The sequence below is a fragment of the Methylomonas stagni genome (assembly GCF_050154735.1).
GTDB lineage: Bacteria > Pseudomonadota > Gammaproteobacteria > Methylococcales > Methylomonadaceae > Methylomonas > Methylomonas koyamae_A.
On the sequence record NZ_CP189557.1, the window covers coordinates 861448 to 879617 of the forward strand.

Here is an 18170-nt window from a genome sequence, read left to right on the forward strand (position 1 = left end):
TCGAAACCGCAGGCTTCAACAATCGAACCCCGGCGTTGATATTCCAAAACGCAACTGTCGGTGAATTAAGTACAGCCTTCCATCCCGAACACTCAAGCGCATCGGATGAATCAGCGGCATTGTCCGATTAACACCGGGCCGTTTCTGTTGAACAGCGAAGTCTCTCCGATTAACACTGGGCCGTCTCTGTTGAACATCGGCAGTCCTCCGAATGACATCGGACGGTCTCCGCCGAACACCGGGACTTGCTCGTCCAACACGCAAGCTTCTCCGGCAAACAGCGGCCCGGCTCCAATCGACACGCAACGGTGCTATTTCATCGTAAACGCGTGACTGTTCATCGCAAATGCGCCGGTGTTTATCGTAGAACGTTGCCTGTCGCGCGATGAGGCTTGGGTATTTATCGAGAAAGGCCGAGTGTTCATCCAGGACGCGCGCGCGTTGATCGGGCGAGGTTGCGTGTTCAACACAGACTCTTCGCTGTGCGGAACGGAACGCTCGCTGTCGAACATGGGCTGTTGCGGGTTCGGCACGGCATGCCGAGTGATGTTTCCGCGCCGGCCGGCATCGGCGCTCACGCGTCGCGTTGGTCAACGCAAGGCGGCGATCCGATTCGATCGGGTTCTCGCCCGTAACCTTGCTATGAAAGTCGCCGGACACGGTCGCCCAATTCGGTGTCGGAGCACTGTCAATCGCGACTAAAGCCGTTCCCACGCCATGGACTTTCATTTGCCGGGGCGACGCGGCGGTTTCATCAGCGTTAGTTGGAAGGCCGCGCGAGCGGTTGTGCTTTTGCTCGATCGGTCTGTTCGTTCGTCGTGGCGGTGACGGCGGTCAGGTTCCGATGTCCCGCGCGAGCGCGGCATTCCGGCGGTTTATTCGACCAGCGGCAAAATTAAATAATCGGTCCATTTGCGTTCGCCGGCGGCTTGATCCTCGCTGGGCAGCAGGGTTTCGTTCCAGCCGCCGCCGACGGCTTTGACCAACTGCACCGAAGCGGACAAGCGCTGGCCCAGTAGTTGTACCGCGGTTTGTTGGTTGGACAACGCGGCGGTTTGGGCGGTCATGACGTTCAAATAGCTGACCGTGCCGGCTTGGTATTGATTGTTGGTCAGGGCCAGCGCGTGTTTGGCGGCGGCGACCGCCTTGTCCTGGACTTGGGTTTCTTCGTCCAAAATCCTTAACGCGGCCAGATTGTCCTCGACTTCTTGAAAGCCGGTCAGCACTGTTTGCCGATAGCCGGCGACGCTGGCGTCGTAGGCATCGATCGCTTGTTTGTATTGCGCATTCTTGGCGCCGCCGTCGAACAAGGTCAGGGCCAACCCGGCCGGACCCAGCGCCCAATAGCGGCGGGCCATCGTGAACAGATTGTCGGCGGTCGGGGATTGAAAGCCGTTGGTGGTGGCCAGATTCAAGGTTGGATAATAGGCCGCCTTGGCGACGCCGATCTGGGCGTTGGCGGCGGCGATTTTGCGTTCGGCGGCGGCGATGTCCGGGCGGCGCTCCAGCAATTCCGAGGGCAGGCTGACCGGAATGCCCGGCGGTTGCAAATTTAGCGGTGCCGGCGCTAGCGCCAGTTCCGCCGGAGTTTTGCCGATTAATACTGCGATCGCGTGTTCCAGCTTGGCGCGCTGCACGCCCAGATCGATGGATTGGGCGCGGGCGGTTTCCAGTTGGGTTTCGGCCTGGACGACGTCGGCTTTGGCGACGACGCCGACCGCGTAACGGTTTTGGGTGATTTCCAGGGTTTTGCTGTAGGCGGCGACGGTTTCGTCGAGCAGGGCTTTCTGGGCATCCAGCGTCCGCAATTGAAAGTAATTGTCGGCCAAGCTGGCTTGGCTGGACAAAATCAGCGCGTGCAAGGTGGCCGCGCTGGCCTGGGCGTTGCCGGTATTGGCTTCGATCTGGCGCCGCACCGTGCCCCACAAATCCGGTTCCCAGGCCACGCCGACCGCTTGGCCGAACAAGTTGCGCACGCCGGACACCGCGACGCTTTGGCCGGTAGCGGCCTTGAAGCGGTTGAAAGTGCCGGTCAACGTGGCGATCGGCAGCAGCGAGGATTGCGCCGATTGCACTAAATGCTGGGCCTGCCGGTATTGGGCTTCGGCCTGCACGATGGATTGGTTGGCGCCGAGCACTTGTTCTTCCAGTCCGTTCAGTATCGGATCGTTGAAGATCTCCCACCATTTGCCGGGCAAGGCGGTGTCGCGCGGTTGAGCGGGTTTCCAGCCTTGGGCTTCCTTGAACTCGTTGGAAATGTTGGCTTGTGGGCGGACGTAGTCGGGGCCGACCGTGCAGGCGGTTAAAGGCAGCGTAAACAGCAAAACGGAATGCGCGAGTCTGGGGTTACGAAACATGACGGTGGAGATTCGGTAAAAGTCGGAAGAATGGGCGGAATCGGGCGCTGAGCGGTTGATCGGGCGGTGGTTCAAGCAAGGTCAGTTTATCGTGTTTTAGTCTGCCGCGAAGCGGGCGGGGCCGCGCCTTCATCGACGATCTGATCTCGGGATGGGCCGGCATGGGTTTACAGGCGCTAGCGCTGGCAAGTGGCCGATGCGGCGCCGACTTCATTGACCCGGCTTTAGGCGCATCGTTCCCGTTGGTGTTGATAAAGCAAGCCGCGTGCCGGTTTATCGTGACAGAGGTTCCGGGTCGGCACTTAGCGCGCCGGCGTTTGGCGCGACGGCGAATTCTACTTTGTCGGATTAGAAGAAAGACCGTCATACCCGCCGGGAAGCGGGTATCCAGTGCCATGGGTGGCGAGCTTCGATCCATCCATGGGGTCTGGATTTCGGCAATCCCTGCCGAAATGACGAGCACTACCGAGAATCCGACAAGCTAGAACTAAGCACTTGATCGATATGGCTGGCCGGTACGCGCGGCGCGGTTTGCGGGGTGCCGTACTCGGATGCACGGTGCTTGTTGGTGTTTCTTCAGCAAAGTCTGGTGTCGGCCTGTTGGTGTGCAAGCAGTGAGTGACGATGCGATCGCGGCCGTCGGCGGCGCAATGTGCTCACGGATTCAAATCGCCAAGTACCAATAGGCGATCAGCGCGGCGCCGCCGACGCCGACGATTTTGCACTTATCCACCGGGCTTTGTTGTCCCCAAAAATACAGGAGGCTGGACTTTTTGCGAGAAACATACAGTAGCATGGCCTTAGATGCGCTTCGGTACCAAGCCGGGATCTTGCGGCCGAGCAAATACAGCGCCATTAACGCGAAGCTGACCAGAATGTAAAAGACGATGACCTGGGTTTCGTGGGTGTCGGTGTGAAAAGCGTGTTCTATGACGTGATCCAGACCCATTTCCAGGTATTCGAACAGCAGATGGGCGACGTGCAATACCACTTCGAGCAGATGGTGGAACAAACCGACCAGTAAGCCCCACACTAGATCTGGGGCCGTCAACACGGTCGACAAACCGGCCGCGCCGATCAGATTGACCGCGATGCGCCGCCGATTGTGGCGTTCTATGTGCTGCCGCAGCAATTCGCTGTCGGCGTCGCTCAGGTTGATGAAGCGGGCGCCGATCGTGAACGGATAGCGGTCGTCTTCGTAAGGGTTGCTGGGCTTGCAATAGGCCACTTCGCCGCAGACGTTGATCGTCGTTAGGCTGGACAGCAGCAAGATTCTCAGCATTAAACGGTCGCCGGCCAGTAGCGCGTCGTCCGCGGTGAAGGCGATCCCGCCGGTGCTGAGGTTGGCTTGCAAGGTATCGTTTTCGACGCTTTCCGAAACCGGCAAGCTTGTCGCCGGGTTTGGGTCGGTATCGAGCAGATCGTCGAAGTCGGGCGGGTTTTGCGGTCGGCCGCCGGGTATTTTTCGGTAAAACAAGTTGACCGATTCGTAGATGCGCAACGCGGTCCTGCGGTTGATTTTATTCTGGTTGTCCGTGTTTGCGCTCATGGAATTTCTCGGTGGAGGTTGCCTGCTACAGCATAGCGAAACGCGCCGAATTGACAAATTCTTCCCGATCCGGTGCTGGTCGAGAGCGGGTGGGAGGCGGGCGTAAAGCCGTCAGCGCAAAACCGGCCGCTCTCCGGTAAAATCGGCGGGTTTTCCATTACCGAAATCTTTATGTCCGATTCCGCATACTTTAATCAGGATTGCCGCCTCTGCCCGCGTTTGGCCGCTTTTCTCGACGACGTCAAATGTCAACATCCCGATTACCACGCGCGGCCGGTGGCGCCGTTCGGCGATCCGCAAGCGCGTTTGCTGGTGGTGGGGCTGGCGCCGGGCATGCACGGCGCCAATGCCAGCGGCAGGCCGTTTACCGGCGATTATGCCGGCTTGCTGCTGTACCGGGCCTTGCACGATTTCGGTTTCAGCAACCAAGCGGAGTCGGCAAACTTGACGGACGGCTTGGTGTTGACGAACTGTCGGATCACCAATGCAGTCAAGTGTTTACCGCCGCAAAACAAGCCGACCGGCGACGAAATCAAACAATGCAATCCGTACCTGGCCGAGGAAGTGAAAACGCTGCCGGCGCATTCGGTGATATTGGCGCTGGGCAATATCGCTCATCAGGCGGTTTTGCGCGCTTACGGCTTGAAGGCCAATACCGTCAAATTCGCGCATCACGTGTGTTTTGAGCTGCCGGACGGGAATACCTTGGTCAGCTCTTACCATTGCAGCCGTTACAACGTGCAAACCAATCGCTTGAGCGTGGCGATGTTCGCCGAGATCTTTCAAACCGTCAAACGCTTGTTAGCCGAAGCGCCGTGACCGAGAGCGCCGACCTGTCCGGTTTCGACGTTAAGGCCTTCTTAAAGACCTTGACGCAACGGCCGGGCATTTATCGCATGCTCGACGCCAATGCCGAGATCATTTACATCGGCAAGGCCAAGAACCTGAAAAACCGGGTGTCGAGCTATTTTCGCGGCAACGCGGTGTCGCCCAAGCAACAGGCGATGGTTGCCAGGATCGCCGCGATCGAAGTCACCGTGACGCATACCGAGGGTGAGGCCTTGTTGCTGGAAAGCCAGCTGATCAAGCGCCACAAGCCGCGCTACAACATCAGTCTGCGCGACGATAAATCCTATCCCTATGTGTTTATCTCCAGTTTTCACGACTTCCCACAACTGAGCTTTCATCGCGGTGCCAAGAAGCGGCGCGGCCGCTATTTCGGTCCTTACCCTAGCGCCAGCGCGGTTAAGGAAACATTGAAGTTGTTGCAAAAGATTTTTCCGGTACGGCAGTGCGAGGACGCGTATTACAACGCCAGGTCACGGCCGTGTTTGCAGTATCAGATCGAACGTTGTACCGCGCCGTGCGTGGGCTTGGTCGGCAAGGAGGCCTATGCCGCCGACGTTGAAAACACGATTTTGTTCTTGGAAGGCAAGGGCGGTTTATTAATCGACAATCTGGTCGCCAAGATGGAGGCGGCATCGGCCGAGTTGGAATTCGAAGCCGCGGCGTTTTATCGCGATCAGATTGGGCGCTTGCGCGCGGTGTTGGAAAAACAATGCGTCGAAGGCGAGAAGGGGGACGTGGACATCGTGGCCTGCGCCGCCAAGGCCGGCGCGGCCTGCGTGCAGGTGTTCTTCATCCGTGCCGGCCAGAATTTGGGCAATCGCCAATTCTTCCCGAAAATTAGCGACGACGACGGGCCCGCGGAGATTTTGCAAGCCTTCATCGCTCAGTTTTATCTGGAGAAGACCGTGCCGGCGGAATTGATTGTTAGCCATCAGCCGCCGGAAGCCGAACTGCTGGCCGAGGTACTTGGCGAACAGGCTAAGCGCGCGGTGGCGATTTCGGCGAGCGTGCGCGGCGAGCGTGCCAAATGGCTGCAAATGGCGACGACTAACGCCGAATCGGCGTTGAACGTGAAACTGGCCGATCAACAAGGTCTGTTCGGCCGGTTTTTGAGTTTGCAACAGGAATTGCATTGCCCGGAAACCCCGTCCAGGCTGGAGTGCTTCGACATCAGTCATACCTTGGGCGAGCAGACCGTGGCGTCCTGCGTGGTGTTCGATCGCAACGGACCGGTCAAATCCGATTACCGCCGCTTCAATATCGAAGGCGTGACCGGCGGCGACGATTACGCGGCGATTCATCAAGCGGTGTTCCGGCGCTTTAAGCGCCAAAAGCAGGGCGAACATCCGGCGCCGGACATTTTATTCATCGACGGCGGCAAGGGGCAGGTCGGCGAGGCGGAAAAGGCTTTGGCCGAATTGCAGATAAACAATGTTATGATAGTTGGGGTAGCCAAAGGTCCGGATCGGAAAGCCGGCATGGAAAAAATCATTCTGGCGGGTCGTGATCAGCCGCTGGATGTCACGCCGGGCGCGGCGGCTTTGTTGTTGATACAACAGATTCGCGACGAGGCGCACCGGTTTGCCATCACCGGCCACCGGCAACGCCGGGGCAAAGCCAGAAACCGCTCGACGCTGGAGGATATTGCCGGTCTGGGGCCCAAGCGCCGCCAGAGTTTATTGAAACAATTCGGCGGCTTGCAGGGCGTGGTCAAGGCCAGCGTCGATGCGTTAACCAGCATAGAAGGCATTAGTCGGCACTTAGCACAGCGGATTTACGATACATTTCATCAACAAGATGACCATTAGATTCACGATACCGACTTATTTGACCTTGTTGCGGATCGCTTTGATTCCGCTGTTGGCGATCGTGTTTTATCTGCCGTGGGACTATTCCAAACTGGCGTGTACGTCAATCTTTCTGGTCGCCGGTCTGACCGATTGGCTGGATGGCTATCTGGCTAGGAAAATGGATATGCAGACCGCGTTCGGTGCCTTTTTGGACCCGGTCGCCGATAAACTGATGGTCGCATTCGTGTTGGTGTTGTTGGTACAGGCGGAGGCCAATCCGTATTTGGCGATACCTGCGGCGGTCATCATCGGCCGCGAGATCGCGATCGCTTCGCTCAGGGAATGGATGGCCGAAATCGGCCAGCGCGCCAAGGTCAAGGTGTCGCAACTCGGAAAATGGAAAACCACCGCGCAAATGGCCGCCATCAGTTTGCTGTTGTATCGCGACGACTTGTTCGGTCTGCCGATCAATAGCATGGGTTATTGGTTGCTATACTTGTCAGCCGTGTTGACATTGTGGTCGATGGTTAATTATCTGGTCGCGGCTTTCTCAACCATTAAAGAATAATGATAAACGCGGTCCCGCGACCGCGTACACCAGAGGGTAAACGGCAGGTAAAGCTGTATATAAATAAAGCATGGAACAAGAACAAGAAGAATTAGAACAAACTCCCCAAAAGCACAACGTTACGCAGGAAGAAGTATTACAAGCGGCGTTGAAATTGTTTGCCAAGAACGGGTATTTCAATACGTCGCTGACCGACTTGAAGGATGCGCTCGGCTTGAAAACCAATACCGGTATCAATCAGCATTTCAAGACCAAGCAAGCTATCGCTCAAGCCTTGCACGAGCAAATCTTCGACAGCTTGAGCATTTCGGTGGACGACATCCGTCGGCGCAACCGCAAGGCCGCCGAACAATTGCGCGAGGTCGTCGATCTGTTGTTTAAACTGACCGACGATGCGCCGGAGATCGTCCAATTCCTGTTGTTCGTCAAGAGCGAGGAGTTTTTGGCCGAGCCCAAGCCGCTGCTGGATACCGCCGCGTTCAACAAGATCAAGCGTATCTTTCAAAACGGCGTGCGCGACGGCGAAATCCGCGCCATCGATCCTTTATTGGCCTACACTTATTTCTTCGGCATCATCAACCAAATGCTGGCCATGGTGCTGAACGGCAGTCTGCCCAAATCGGCCGAGAGTTATCTGGCGCAAGCCTGGATAACCGCGTGGGGCGCTATCGTCAAAAAATAATTTTGGTGCTATCGGCCGCGATTAGGCGGCGGAACAGGAGTCAGTGTATATGCTAAAAAACGTCAAAATCGGCATGATTGGTTTGGGTTATGTGGGATTGCCGCTGGCTGTGGAGTTTGGCCATAAATACCCGACCGTCGGTTTCGATATCAATCGCAACCGGGTCGAGGAACTGAGGTCCGGCCACGATCACACGCTGGAAGTTAGTGAAGAGGAACTGGCGCAAGCCATTCATTTGAGTTATACCGCCGATTTGTCGGACATCGCCGACTGCAATTTTTACATCGTCACGGTGCCGACGCCGATCAACGAACATAAGCAGCCCGATTTCACGCCGCTGCAAAAAGCCAGCGAAACATTGGGCAAAGTGATCAAGTCCGGCGACATCGTCATCTACGAATCCACCGTCTATCCCGGCGCGACCGAGGAAGTTTGCGTGCCGATTCTTGAGCGCGGTTCCGGTTTGACATTCAATAAGGATTTTTTTGTCGGCTACAGTCCCGAACGGATCAACCCCGGCGACAAGCAGCACCGGGTTACCAATATCCTGAAAGTGACTTCCGGTTCGACGCCGGAAGTCGCCGAAAAAGTCGATCAACTCTATAAAAGCATCATTACCGCCGGCACCCACAAAGCCAGCTGTATCAAGGTGGCCGAGGCGGCGAAAGTCATCGAGAACACCCAGCGCGACGTCAACATCGCGTTGATCAACGAGTTGGCGCTGATTTTCAACCGTTTAGGCATCGACACCGAGGAAGTTCTGATCGCGGCCGGCACCAAATGGAATTTTCTGCCGTTCCGGCCCGGCTTGGTCGGCGGGCATTGCATCGGAGTCGATCCTTATTATCTGACCCATAAGGCGCAGGCGATCGGTTACAACCCGGAAGTGATTCTGTCCGGTCGGCGCATCAACGACGGCATGGGCGTTTACGTGGTGTCGCAACTGGTTAAGCTGATGCTGAAAAAACGTTTCCACGTGCAGCAAGCCAATGTGTTGATACTCGGCTTGACTTTCAAGGAAAACTGCCCGGACATCCGCAACACCCGCGTCGTTGACATCGTCGCCGAACTGGACACCTACGGCGTCAACGTCGATATCTATGATCCATGGGTGAACCCCGACGAAGCCGTCCACGAATACGGCATTCGGCCAATAGCCCAGCCGGAAGCCGGCAAATACGAAGCCATCATCCTGGCGGTGGCCCACGACGAATTCAGAAACATGGCTATCGCCGACATCCGGGCCTTGGGCAAGCCGGACGCGGTGGTTTACGATTTGAAATATCTGTTCCCGGCCGATCAGACCGACGCGAGACTGTAAGCGATGAAAATCATGGTGACCGGCACCGCCGGGTTTATCGGTAACCATTTGGCGTTGCGATTGTTGGAGCGCGGCGACGAAGTCATCGGCGTAGACAATCTCAACGACTATTACGACGTCAATCTGAAAATCAACCGATTGGCGCGTTTGCAGGCATTTCCGGGATTTACCGATGTGCGCTTGGATATTGCCGACCGTGGCGGTATGGGGGCATTGTTCAAACAGCATCGGCCGCAAAAAGTGGTCAATCTGGCCGCGCAAGCCGGCGTTCGCTACTCGATCGAAAATCCCTACGCGTATATCGACAGCAATATCGTCGGTTTCATCAACATCCTGGAAGGCTGCCGTCATCATGGCGTCGAGCATTTGGTCTATGCCTCCAGCAGTTCGGTGTACGGCGCCAACGAAGCCATGCCGTTTTCGGTACACGACAACGTGGATCATCCGCTTAGCTTGTACGCTGCTTCCAAGAAGGCTAACGAGTTGATGGCGCACACCTACAGCAATCTCTACAACCTGCCGACTACCGGACTGCGCTTTTTTACCGTCTACGGCCCGTGGGGCCGTCCGGACATGGCCTTGTTTTTGTTTACCAAGGCGATTTTAGCTGGGGAAAAAATCGACGTGTTCAACTACGGCAAGCACCGCCGCGATTTTACCTATATCGACGACATCGTCGAAGGCGTGATTCGGACGTTGGATCATACCGCCGAGCCCAATCCGGACTGGAGCGGCGCCAAACCCGATCCCGGCACCAGTCGCGCGCCGTGGAGGGTCTACAATATCGGCAACCAAAGCCCGGTGGAATTGATGGCCTACATCGAAACCCTGGAGCGTTTCCTCGGTAAAACCGCCGAGAAAAACCTGTTGCCGCTGCAACCCGGCGACGTACCGGATACCTATGCGGATGTCGAAGCCTTGGTCGATGATGTTGGCTATAAGCCCAGTACCACGATACAAGAGGGCATAGAGCGTTTCGTGACCTGGTATCGCGAGTATTACCGGGTTTAAGTCTGTTATCGGCGATTGCTAAATTTGCCAGGAGCGGCTTCTGCCGCCAATGGCGTCCCGCTCGGTGCGATGGCTTTAGCACTGAGGCTTTCATCGCACATTCAACAACTCCGATTGCCGAAATTAGTGATTCAGCCGGTTAACGCTGAATCGTTGGCCCGTTCCTTCGACTCCGCTCAGGGAGCGGGTGGATGGTCCTTTTGCTCCGCTTAGGGAACAGGTACACGGTACATTTGCTTTGTTCAGGGAGCGGGTGGGCGGTACTTTTGCTTTGTTCAGGGAGCGGGTGGGCGGTACTTTTGCTTTGTTCAGGGAACGGGTGGGCGGTACTTTTGCTTTGCTCAGGGAACGGGTGGGCGGTACTTTTGCTTTGCTCAGGGAGCGGGAGGGCGGTACTTTGCTCCGTTCAGGGAACGGGTGAGTGCTACTCTTGCTCCGCTTAGGGAAGGTGCTGGACGATGGGTTGGTTCCGCTCAGCGAACCTGTTTGAGGCTTTTCGGCTCCGCTCCCGAGGCGTGCAGGGCGTTCCCTGAGCGGAGCCGAAGGGAACGTTTTCCGGCGGAGGAATCCATTTAAACCGCATCGTTCCGGAAAAATCAGCAACATCGTCCGTTTCCTCCCCATCTTGCTTAGCCCTTCCAAAATAAGCCCGGCAAGAAGAATTCCGCCACTACCAGAGGTTGCTGATGGATCGCGTAGACGGTGCGGCGCCCCCAAACCGGCTCGCGCAATTCTACGGCCTCGGCTAAGGCCGGCGACCAGTTCGACGCGGGCGCGCGGCTGAATTGGCGTTGCCGCCGCTCCAGATCCGGATAGGCAAAAATCACTTCTCCCAGAGGCCGGTTACCCAAGTGGGACAGATTGCGATGCGCAATTTCTATGGTGCGTTCCGGCAAAATCGTCCGCGCCAATACCAACGGTCGGCCGGCGGCATGCAGCATCACCTCTCTGACCAATTGATAACGTGCGGTCGGCAGACCGAGCAAACGGCATTCGTCAATGAAGGCCGGCCGCCAGCGGTTGAACAACACCGAAACCCCAAAATCCTGCCCGTAAATCCCGCGCAGACGTTTGGTCAACGAGTCGGTTTCGTCGAGCCAGGACTGCAAATCGATAGGGAGACGGTGTTGATCGGCGGATTTCCGCGCTAGCCACAGCGGTGCTTTGACGAACAAACGACTGTTATTGGCCAACGGTGGCCTCTTGAACTAATGCGATGTGGGCAATCATGCGGATGGAAAGTGCGACGGTGGTCGAAAAGCGTATTTTAACACCGCCGACGCGGCGTTCTCGGTTGAATCCGGAATGATAGGTTCTTCATGTGTCATATGCCTCGGTGCTGTGGCATATGACACAGTTTTGAACTGGCCGACCTTGCCGCTGGCCGAAGATTCGTGGCGTTTAACGGCGGCCCGCGAATTGCTTACCCTCTAGTCCAGTCCCGTTTGCGGTCAATTCCAAGTTCAGATTATGAGCAGCATAGCGGTCGATGTCGGCGATTTGTTTCGCGATCATCGGCAATCCTTGATTCACTCTATCTTCACGATCGTCGGTTGCCCGCAGACCGCTGAGGACTTGGCGCAGGAAGCGTATTTGAAGCTGCTCCAGACCGCGCAATCCCAGGATATTCATTTTCCCAGGCCGTTTTTGTACCAGATCGGCCGTAATCTGGCCTTGGACCATCTGCGCAAGCAGCAGGTGCGCCAAGCCGGCGTCGAGCGCGATGACGATGGCGAGGACGACCTGCTGGCGCGATTGCCGGCCGGCGCGCCAACGCCGGACCGGCAAGTCGAAGACCAGCAACAGGTCGCGTTATTGATGAAAGCGCTGGAGGGCCTGTCGGAACAGCGCCGGCAAATTCTGGTGATGCACAAGTTCCACCACTGGCCCTACGAACGCATTGCCCGGCATTTCGGTATTTCCCGCAGCGCGGTCGAGAAAAACGTCCAGGTTGCGTTAGCGCATTTGTTGGCCGCGCAAATGAACGGTACCGACTGAGCCGTGCATGCATGCCGACCCGCTAAGCTGATACTATCCGTCGTCACTTCCGCCCAATCGTCGATGTCCACCGCAACCGATTCTTCATTTCCACCCGAGCTGTCCGCCCTTGACCGCGAGGCCTTGGCCTGGCTGAGCCGCCTGAGCGGCGAACCGGCCGACGCCAGCGCGCGTTGGGAGTTCGCCGATTGGTTGCAGCTATCGCCGGAACACCGGCAGGCTTACGAACGCGCCGAAGCGCTGTGGCACTCGTCGGCCTTGACCGTCGCGCTAGGGCAGTACGCGGCGATTCCGTTGCCGATGCCGGTCAAGCGCTTTACGGCCGGTTGGGCGGCCGCGGCCGGTGTGATGCTGACCTGCGGCTGGCTGGCGTTCGCCGCCGGCTGGATAGACGTACTGCGCGCGGATGTTGCGACCGCGGCCGGCAAACAGCGCCGGGAAATACTCGCCGACGGTTCCGCGCTGATTTTAAATACCGACAGCGCGGTAAAGCTTGACTACGCCGACGGCCGGCGCGGCGTGACTTTGTTGAAAGGGGAAGCGTATTTCGAAGTACAACCGGACAAAGCCCGGCCTTTCCTGGTGCGCGCCGCGCAAGGCTCGGTCAGCGTGGTCGGAACCCGTTTCAACGTGCGCGACGGCGCGACCACGTCGGTCGACGTCGAAAGCGGTGTGGTCGTTTGCAGCACCGAACGCGGCGAAAGCCGGACCGTACGGGCCGGTCAGCACAGCGACATTTCGGCGGCCGGCGTATCGGAACCGGCGGCCAGCGATGCGGAGCAACGCTTTGCCTGGCTGAAGGGGCGCTTGATTTTCAAGGATAAATCGCTCGCCGATGTCATCGCCGAACTGGACCGCTACCATCCTGGTGCCATCGTCGTCGCCGACGCCGACCTCGGGCAAATCCGGATCACCGGCAACTACAAATTACAGGACACCGCCGCGCTGGTCCGCACGCTGGCCGACATCGCAGGCGCCAAAGTCTACGGTTTGGACGGGTACCTGACGGTGTTAAAACGCTAAGGCATAGGCCGTCCCGCCAAAAATCGTATTTGCCCGGAGCACGCGTCTTCGCATGGTCATTCGGCTCGGTCCTCGGCATTTGGGCTTCTCCCGACCGAGCCGAACTGTGCCTTCGGCAAAAGCGGCAAAAATATTTTATCTGGCAAGTGTGTGATCCGCTTTCCGGTACGTCTCGGTAACCATGCGCCGAATTGGCGCCGTCTACGTTACCAACGATACCGGAGAGATCATGATCGAAAAGTCCACTGAAATCCGCCATTCTCAAGGTTCGCGCGGCTTGAGCGCGGCCATCGCGCTGACCCTCGGCGGCATGTTGACGCTATCGCCGTTCCAATTCGGGCATACCGAACCGGCCAGCCAAACCGACGCCGTCCGCCATTTCCAGATCCCCGCGCAAGCGCTGGAAGACGCGCTGAACGCATTCATCGAGGCCAGCGACTGGCAAGTGGGTTTTCCGGCAGGTTTGGCGAAAAACGCGCGCTCCAATGTAGTCAATGGCGACTACTCGCCGCAACAGGCGTTGGAGATATTGTTGAGAGGGACTGGACTGAGCTATCGCTTAACCGGCCGAAATAGCGTGACCTTACAAACAGCGCCAAGCTCACGCTCCACGGATTTAACGACCATGTCCGCCGTGATGGTGTCCGGCAAAAGACAATACGACGCCACCGACCCATTCAACAAGGATTACTCGGTACCCAACACCTCATTCGCGACCAAAACCGACACGCCGATCATGGAGACGCCGCTCAACGTCCAGGTGATTCCGAAAGCGGTGTTGGAAGATAATCAAGCGATAAAAATCGATCAGGCCGTCAAATACGTTAGCGGCGTGACCACCGGTCAGGCGGCGGGCGGTTTGACGGATCAAGTGACCATACGCGGCTTCTATAACTACAACTTGTTTCGCAACGGCTTTCGTATCGACGCATCCGGCCCGGAAGGCACGCGAAACATGGCGAACGTGCAAAGTCTGGAAGTACTGAAAGGCCCCGCCGCGATGTTGTACGGCCGCGTCGAGCCCGGCGGCATGCTCAATATCGTCACGAAAAAACCGCTGGATACCGCGTATTACGCGTTCCAGCAGCAATTCGGTTCGTTTGATTTGTTCCGCTCCAGCCTCGACGCCACCGGACCGGTGACCGACAATAAAGATTTGCTGTACCGAATGAACCTCGCCTTCGAAAAAAGCGGTTCGTTTCGGGAAAACGTCGATTACGACAAACTGTTCGTTGCACCGGTACTGCAATGGAATATCAGTCCCGCCACCACCGCGCTGTTAGAGCTGGAGTACCGTAAGGAAAACAATGTGTACGATCTGCACGCCCGACCGTTAATTATCGACGGCACCAGGGCGGATGGCTCCTGGATCAATCCGCGTTTGGCGGACATTCCGCGCGAACGGAATTTGATGGAGGACAACCGCAACCATGTCGAAGACAAGCTGATCGGCTTGAATCTTACTCATAAATTTAACGACGATTGGGTATTGACGGAGCAGTTGAATATCCAGTTGTTGGATCGAGACCGCGTGGTGATGTTACCCGGCACGCTGCAAGCCGACCAGCGCACGCTGAACAGACGCTTACTCACCAGCGACTTTTTCACAAACGACAGCTATTTCACGACCACCAATTTGACCGGCCATTTCGATACCGGATTTCTAAAACACACCTTGTTGATTGGCGGCGATTATTATTTGCAAGACATCAATTCCGTCGGTTACAGCAGCACGGCCGCGAGCACCATCGACATTTACAACCCCGTCCATACCGGCAATCCGCCCATCGACCCAACGACGCGCGCCAGCCAGTCGTTTCATACCCAAACCGACTTTTACGGGATTTATCTGCAAGATCAAATCAAACTGCCTTATAACGTCCACGTCATGGGCGGATTCCGCTATCAGAATGTGGAGCAGTATGACGTGCTCGCCGGAACCGTCGGCCAGAAAGCCGATGCGGTGACGCCGCAGGTGGGGGTTCTTTGGCAACCTATTAACTGGCTGAGCCTCTATGGAAACTACGTCGAAAACTTTGGCGTCACCAATGGCAATTTAACCAGCGATAAATCGTTTTTGCCGCCGGAAACCGCGGAACAGTGGGAGGTCGGCTTTAAAACCGCATTTTTCGAAGATCGGTTGACGAGTACGGTCGCCTATTATCAATTGACCAAGCGGAACATCGCGACCACTGATTTGCTCAATCCGAGCTTCGCGGTTGCGACTGGCGAAGCGCAAAGCCGAGGCGTTGAGGTGGATGTTAAAGGCGAAATTTTGCCGGGATGGAACGCTATCGCCACTTATGCATACACCGAAACCGAAGTTCTTAAAGAAAACAACCCGAATAACATCAGAGTTGGCGGCGGTTTTCGCGGCATTCCCAAACACACTTCCACGCTGTGGACGACATACGATTTCCAGCAGGAGTCTCTGCGCGGATTCAAGGTTGGGGCAGGTTTGGAGTTGGTCAGCGACAAGAAAGCCACTTTCGACAATCACGACTTTAGTTTTGCCGGTTACGGCGTCATCGATCTATTGGCGGCCTACACGCGGACGGTGGCGAAAACCAATGTCACGTTACAGCTCAACGTGACCAATTTGCTGGATAAGGAGTATGTCCACGACTGATTTGCGATGCCTTTTCAAACCCGTGCAACCTGGGGCACGCCTCGATCTTTCATGGGTTCGGTTAAGGTCGAGTTCTAATCGGGAACCGGTATAGGAGGGTGCGCGAAGCGCATGTTCACACGCCGTGTCGTATTTTTCAGTCATTGACGTTTATGAAAATCGCCATGAAACCAGCATCCGAGAATTACTCGCGAATGGCTGAGCTCGCTTCGTCGGCAGTTTCCGCCCGCCGTTTAAACGCGCTCAAAGCCCGTCGGAAACGCTGGCTGGCGTTTCATCTTTATCTCGGCTTGAGCGCGGGATTGTTGCTGGCCGTTGTCGGTCTGACCGGCGGCATCCTGGTGTTCTACCAGGAACTGCAGGAGATTTTGAACCCGGAGTTGTCGGTCGTATCCTTACCGGCCGAGGGGCGGCGCAATTTACGCCCATTGGATGACATAGTCGCGGCGGCCGAAAACGCTAAACCGGCGGGCAGCCACTTTTTTAAAGTGTACTACCCACGCAAAGCCGATATTGCCTATAAATTTTTATATTTTGTCCGGGAACAAACCCCGTCAGGCAAGGGCGACGGCTATTACATTTTCGTCGATCCTTACACCGCGCGAGTTCAAGGCTTACAACTCTGGCATCCGAAAGATCGATACTGGGGTCGGCCCTTGGTCAGTTTCATCATGCAACTGCATTGGTGTTTGCTGATGGGCAAAAGCGGCGGCACTATCGTCGCGATTCTCGGCGCATTTTCGATTATTTCGGTATTGACCGGCTTGATCGTCTGGTGGCCGCTTACCGGCAAATTCAGACAAGCACTGACATTTAAAGCCAATGCGGGTTCGGTCAGGTTTAACTTCGATCTGCATAAAACCGCCAGCTTCTATTTCAGCATCGTGTTATTGCCGGTGCTGTTTTCCGGCATCTACATGACGCTGCCGGAGCGAATAGACGTAGTAGTCAAGCCGTTCTCGACGATGACCCGGCCCAATGCCTACAGCGGTATTCCGGAAACCATAGATAGTGCCACTCCGGTTGAGGGACAAGCGGCGATAAGCTTGTCGCGGGTGGAAGCGATCATGCAGAAAAGCTACCCTGGCGGCCGGCTGTGGATGTTGAATGCCCCCAAAGACAGAACCGACGTGTTCCGGGTCATGAAGCGCGACATCGAAGAATTAAGCCGCTTCGTCGGCTATCGGGAGATTGCCGTCGATCAATACAGCGGCGAAATTCTGAAAGTCTATGATTCCGGCACCGGCTCCAACGCCGACGTTTTCTACGATTGGCAATGGCCCTTGCATAGCGGCCATGCCTTCGGTTGGCCGGGGCGGATTCTGGTGTTGTCGAGCGGTTTGGCTTGCCCGGTATTATTCGTCACCGGCGTGATACGCTGGCTCCAAAAACGGCGAGCCAAACGAACTTCGCGCGTGCTTGGTTCGGTAACGTCGGGCCAATGAATGCGGTTTTGGTTGGTCCGTGCATCGAAACGATTTAGCGTGTGGCCAGTCTTCCGTCGCTTGCGTAACTCGTCGACGGCCACCAAAACCGACACGCCGGTCATGGAAACGCCGTTTTCGATACAAGTCGTCCCTAAGCAGGTGTTGGAAGATCGGCAGTCGGTCAGATTGGATAAAGCCTTGGAGAACGTCAGCGGCGTGATTCCGGCCGGCGGCGTCGGCGCGGCTTACGGCCAGCAAAACGGTTGGGTGATTCGCGGCTTCGTGCCCCAGGATTACTATCGGGACGGCATGCGGGTGCCCAGCATCCGTATTGCCGACGGTTTTCGCGAGTTGGCGAATATCCAAAAAGTGGAGGTGTTAAAAGGGCCGGCGTCGATTCTGTACGGGCGGATGGAGCCCGGCGGCATCGTTAATCTAGTCACCAAAAAAACCTTGGACGAACCGCATACCGCCGTCGCGCGGCAGTTTGGTTCCTACGGCTTCTATCGCACTACAATCGATTCGACCGGGCCGATCACCGACGACAAGTCGCTGTTATACCGGGTCAATCTGGCCTACGAGAACAGCGGTTCGTATCGCGATTTTGTCGAACACGAGCGGGTGTTTCTGGCGCCGAATCTACGTTGGAATATTTCCGATCGAACCAGCTTGGATCTACATCTGGAATACCAGCGCAGCAACAATGCCACCGACTACGGATTTCTGGCTCCGAATAACAATAATCGACCGTTCGCGTTGCGAAATTCCTTGAACTTGTCCGGACCCAATAACAATCTGGATTCGGAACGCATCAGTTTTGGGTTCGACTGGTCGCACGCTTTTAACGACCATTGGAAAATCAATCACCGTTTCGACATCTCGTATTTGCCGCTCAGCGATTTGAATCCGCAGTTCGTGCCGATCGGTAGCCGCCAAGGACGTACACTTTGCCGATCCTAATCGGCC

14 protein-coding genes are annotated in these 18170 nt (G+C 56.5%); 11 read left to right on the top strand and 3 right to left on the bottom strand.

Going from position 1 to position 18170, the window contains the following annotated elements; genetic code table 11:
* Window positions 1-875 precede the first annotated feature (875 nt).
* Window positions 876-2357 carry an efflux transporter outer membrane subunit gene (locus ACP4CD_RS04080; RefSeq protein ID WP_426993684.1) on the bottom strand — a complete coding sequence of 494 codons (1482 nt, stop codon included), beginning with the start codon at window positions 2355-2357 and terminating at the stop codon, window positions 876-878.
* A 664-nt stretch (window positions 2358-3021) separates the two neighbouring features.
* The gene (locus ACP4CD_RS04085; protein WP_426993685.1) at window positions 3022-3906 is read right to left on the bottom strand and encodes a PilZ domain-containing protein; all 885 of its coding nucleotides are present in this window, start codon (window positions 3904-3906) and stop codon (window positions 3022-3024) included.
* Between the two features lie 171 nt (window positions 3907-4077).
* Here ACP4CD_RS04085 and ACP4CD_RS04090 point away from each other — a divergent pair, with 171 nt between their 5' ends.
* The 6 genes from ACP4CD_RS04090 to ACP4CD_RS04115 all read left to right on the top strand — a co-directional run bounded on the left by ACP4CD_RS04090 (window position 4078) and on the right by ACP4CD_RS04115 (window position 10127).
* A complete protein-coding gene (locus tag ACP4CD_RS04090) occupies window positions 4078-4725 on the top strand; it encodes a uracil-DNA glycosylase (protein WP_281020199.1) in 648 nt (215 codons plus the stop codon).
* Window positions 4722-6563, top strand: a complete 1842-nt coding sequence (uvrC, locus tag ACP4CD_RS04095) for an excinuclease ABC subunit UvrC (RefSeq protein ID WP_426993686.1) — start codon at window positions 4722-4724, stop codon at window positions 6561-6563. The genes ACP4CD_RS04090 and uvrC overlap by 4 nt, the downstream gene beginning before the upstream one ends.
* Window positions 6553-7113, top strand: a complete 561-nt coding sequence (gene pgsA, locus ACP4CD_RS04100) for a CDP-diacylglycerol--glycerol-3-phosphate 3-phosphatidyltransferase (protein WP_082885577.1) — start codon at window positions 6553-6555, stop codon at window positions 7111-7113. The genes uvrC and pgsA overlap by 11 nt, the downstream gene beginning before the upstream one ends.
* 70 nt (window positions 7114-7183) lie before the next feature.
* A complete protein-coding gene (locus ACP4CD_RS04105; RefSeq protein ID WP_071156570.1) occupies window positions 7184-7795 on the top strand; it encodes a TetR/AcrR family transcriptional regulator in 612 nt (203 codons plus the stop codon).
* 49 nt (window positions 7796-7844) lie between these two features.
* A complete protein-coding gene (gene tviB / locus ACP4CD_RS04110) occupies window positions 7845-9116 on the top strand; it encodes a Vi polysaccharide biosynthesis UDP-N-acetylglucosamine C-6 dehydrogenase TviB (RefSeq protein ID WP_064029793.1) in 1272 nt (423 codons plus the stop codon).
* Window positions 9117-9119: 3 nt separating this feature from the next.
* Entirely contained in the window at window positions 9120-10127 is a 1008-nt protein-coding gene (locus ACP4CD_RS04115) for an NAD-dependent epimerase (RefSeq protein ID WP_426993687.1), read from the top strand.
* 629 nt (window positions 10128-10756) lie between these two features.
* Here ACP4CD_RS04115 and ACP4CD_RS04120 read toward each other — a convergent pair.
* Entirely contained in the window at window positions 10757-11320 is a 564-nt protein-coding gene (locus ACP4CD_RS04120; RefSeq protein ID WP_082885576.1) for a chorismate--pyruvate lyase family protein, read from the bottom strand.
* A gap of 277 nt (window positions 11321-11597) precedes the next feature.
* Here ACP4CD_RS04120 and ACP4CD_RS04125 point away from each other — a divergent pair, with 277 nt between their 5' ends.
* From ACP4CD_RS04125 to ACP4CD_RS04145, 5 genes are all read left to right on the top strand, one after another.
* A complete protein-coding gene (locus ACP4CD_RS04125; protein ID WP_426993688.1) occupies window positions 11598-12125 on the top strand; it encodes an RNA polymerase sigma factor in 528 nt (175 codons plus the stop codon).
* Between the two features lie 63 nt (window positions 12126-12188).
* A complete protein-coding gene (locus tag ACP4CD_RS04130) occupies window positions 12189-13148 on the top strand; it encodes a FecR family protein (RefSeq protein ID WP_426993689.1) in 960 nt (319 codons plus the stop codon).
* A 229-nt stretch (window positions 13149-13377) separates the two neighbouring features.
* Window positions 13378-15777, top strand: coding sequence for a TonB-dependent siderophore receptor (locus ACP4CD_RS04135; protein ID WP_426993690.1), 2400 nt, complete (start codon window positions 13378-13380; stop codon window positions 15775-15777).
* A 164-nt stretch (window positions 15778-15941) separates the two neighbouring features.
* Window positions 15942-17222, top strand: coding sequence for a PepSY-associated TM helix domain-containing protein (locus tag ACP4CD_RS04140; RefSeq protein ID WP_426993691.1), 1281 nt, complete (start codon window positions 15942-15944; stop codon window positions 17220-17222).
* A 39-nt stretch (window positions 17223-17261) separates the two neighbouring features.
* A complete protein-coding gene (locus ACP4CD_RS04145; protein ID WP_426993692.1) occupies window positions 17262-18164 on the top strand; it encodes a TonB-dependent siderophore receptor in 903 nt (300 codons plus the stop codon).
* Window positions 18165-18170: the final 6 nt, after the last annotated feature.

Excerpts from the sequence above, each read along its gene's own strand:
- tviB (WP_064029793.1), top strand. The coding sequence starts at position 7,845 with ATGCTAAAAAACGTCAAAATCGGCATGATTGGTTTGGGTTATGTGGGA.
- ACP4CD_RS04080 (WP_426993684.1), bottom strand. The coding sequence starts at position 2,357 with ATGTTTCGTAACCCCAGACTCGCGCATTCCGTTTTGCTGTTTACGCTG.
- ACP4CD_RS04105 (WP_071156570.1), top strand. The coding sequence starts at position 7,184 with ATGGAACAAGAACAAGAAGAATTAGAACAAACTCCCCAAAAGCACAAC.
- ACP4CD_RS04140 (WP_426993691.1), top strand. The coding sequence starts at position 15,942 with ATGAAACCAGCATCCGAGAATTACTCGCGAATGGCTGAGCTCGCTTCG.
- ACP4CD_RS04115 (WP_426993687.1), top strand. The coding sequence starts at position 9,120 with ATGAAAATCATGGTGACCGGCACCGCCGGGTTTATCGGTAACCATTTG.
- ACP4CD_RS04090 (WP_281020199.1), top strand. The coding sequence starts at position 4,078 with ATGTCCGATTCCGCATACTTTAATCAGGATTGCCGCCTCTGCCCGCGT.
- ACP4CD_RS04130 (WP_426993689.1), top strand. The coding sequence starts at position 12,189 with ATGTCCACCGCAACCGATTCTTCATTTCCACCCGAGCTGTCCGCCCTT.
- pgsA (WP_082885577.1), top strand. The coding sequence starts at position 6,553 with ATGACCATTAGATTCACGATACCGACTTATTTGACCTTGTTGCGGATC.
- ACP4CD_RS04125 (WP_426993688.1), top strand. The coding sequence starts at position 11,598 with ATGAGCAGCATAGCGGTCGATGTCGGCGATTTGTTTCGCGATCATCGG.
- ACP4CD_RS04085 (WP_426993685.1), bottom strand. The coding sequence starts at position 3,906 with ATGAGCGCAAACACGGACAACCAGAATAAAATCAACCGCAGGACCGCG.
- ACP4CD_RS04135 (WP_426993690.1), top strand. The coding sequence starts at position 13,378 with ATGATCGAAAAGTCCACTGAAATCCGCCATTCTCAAGGTTCGCGCGGC.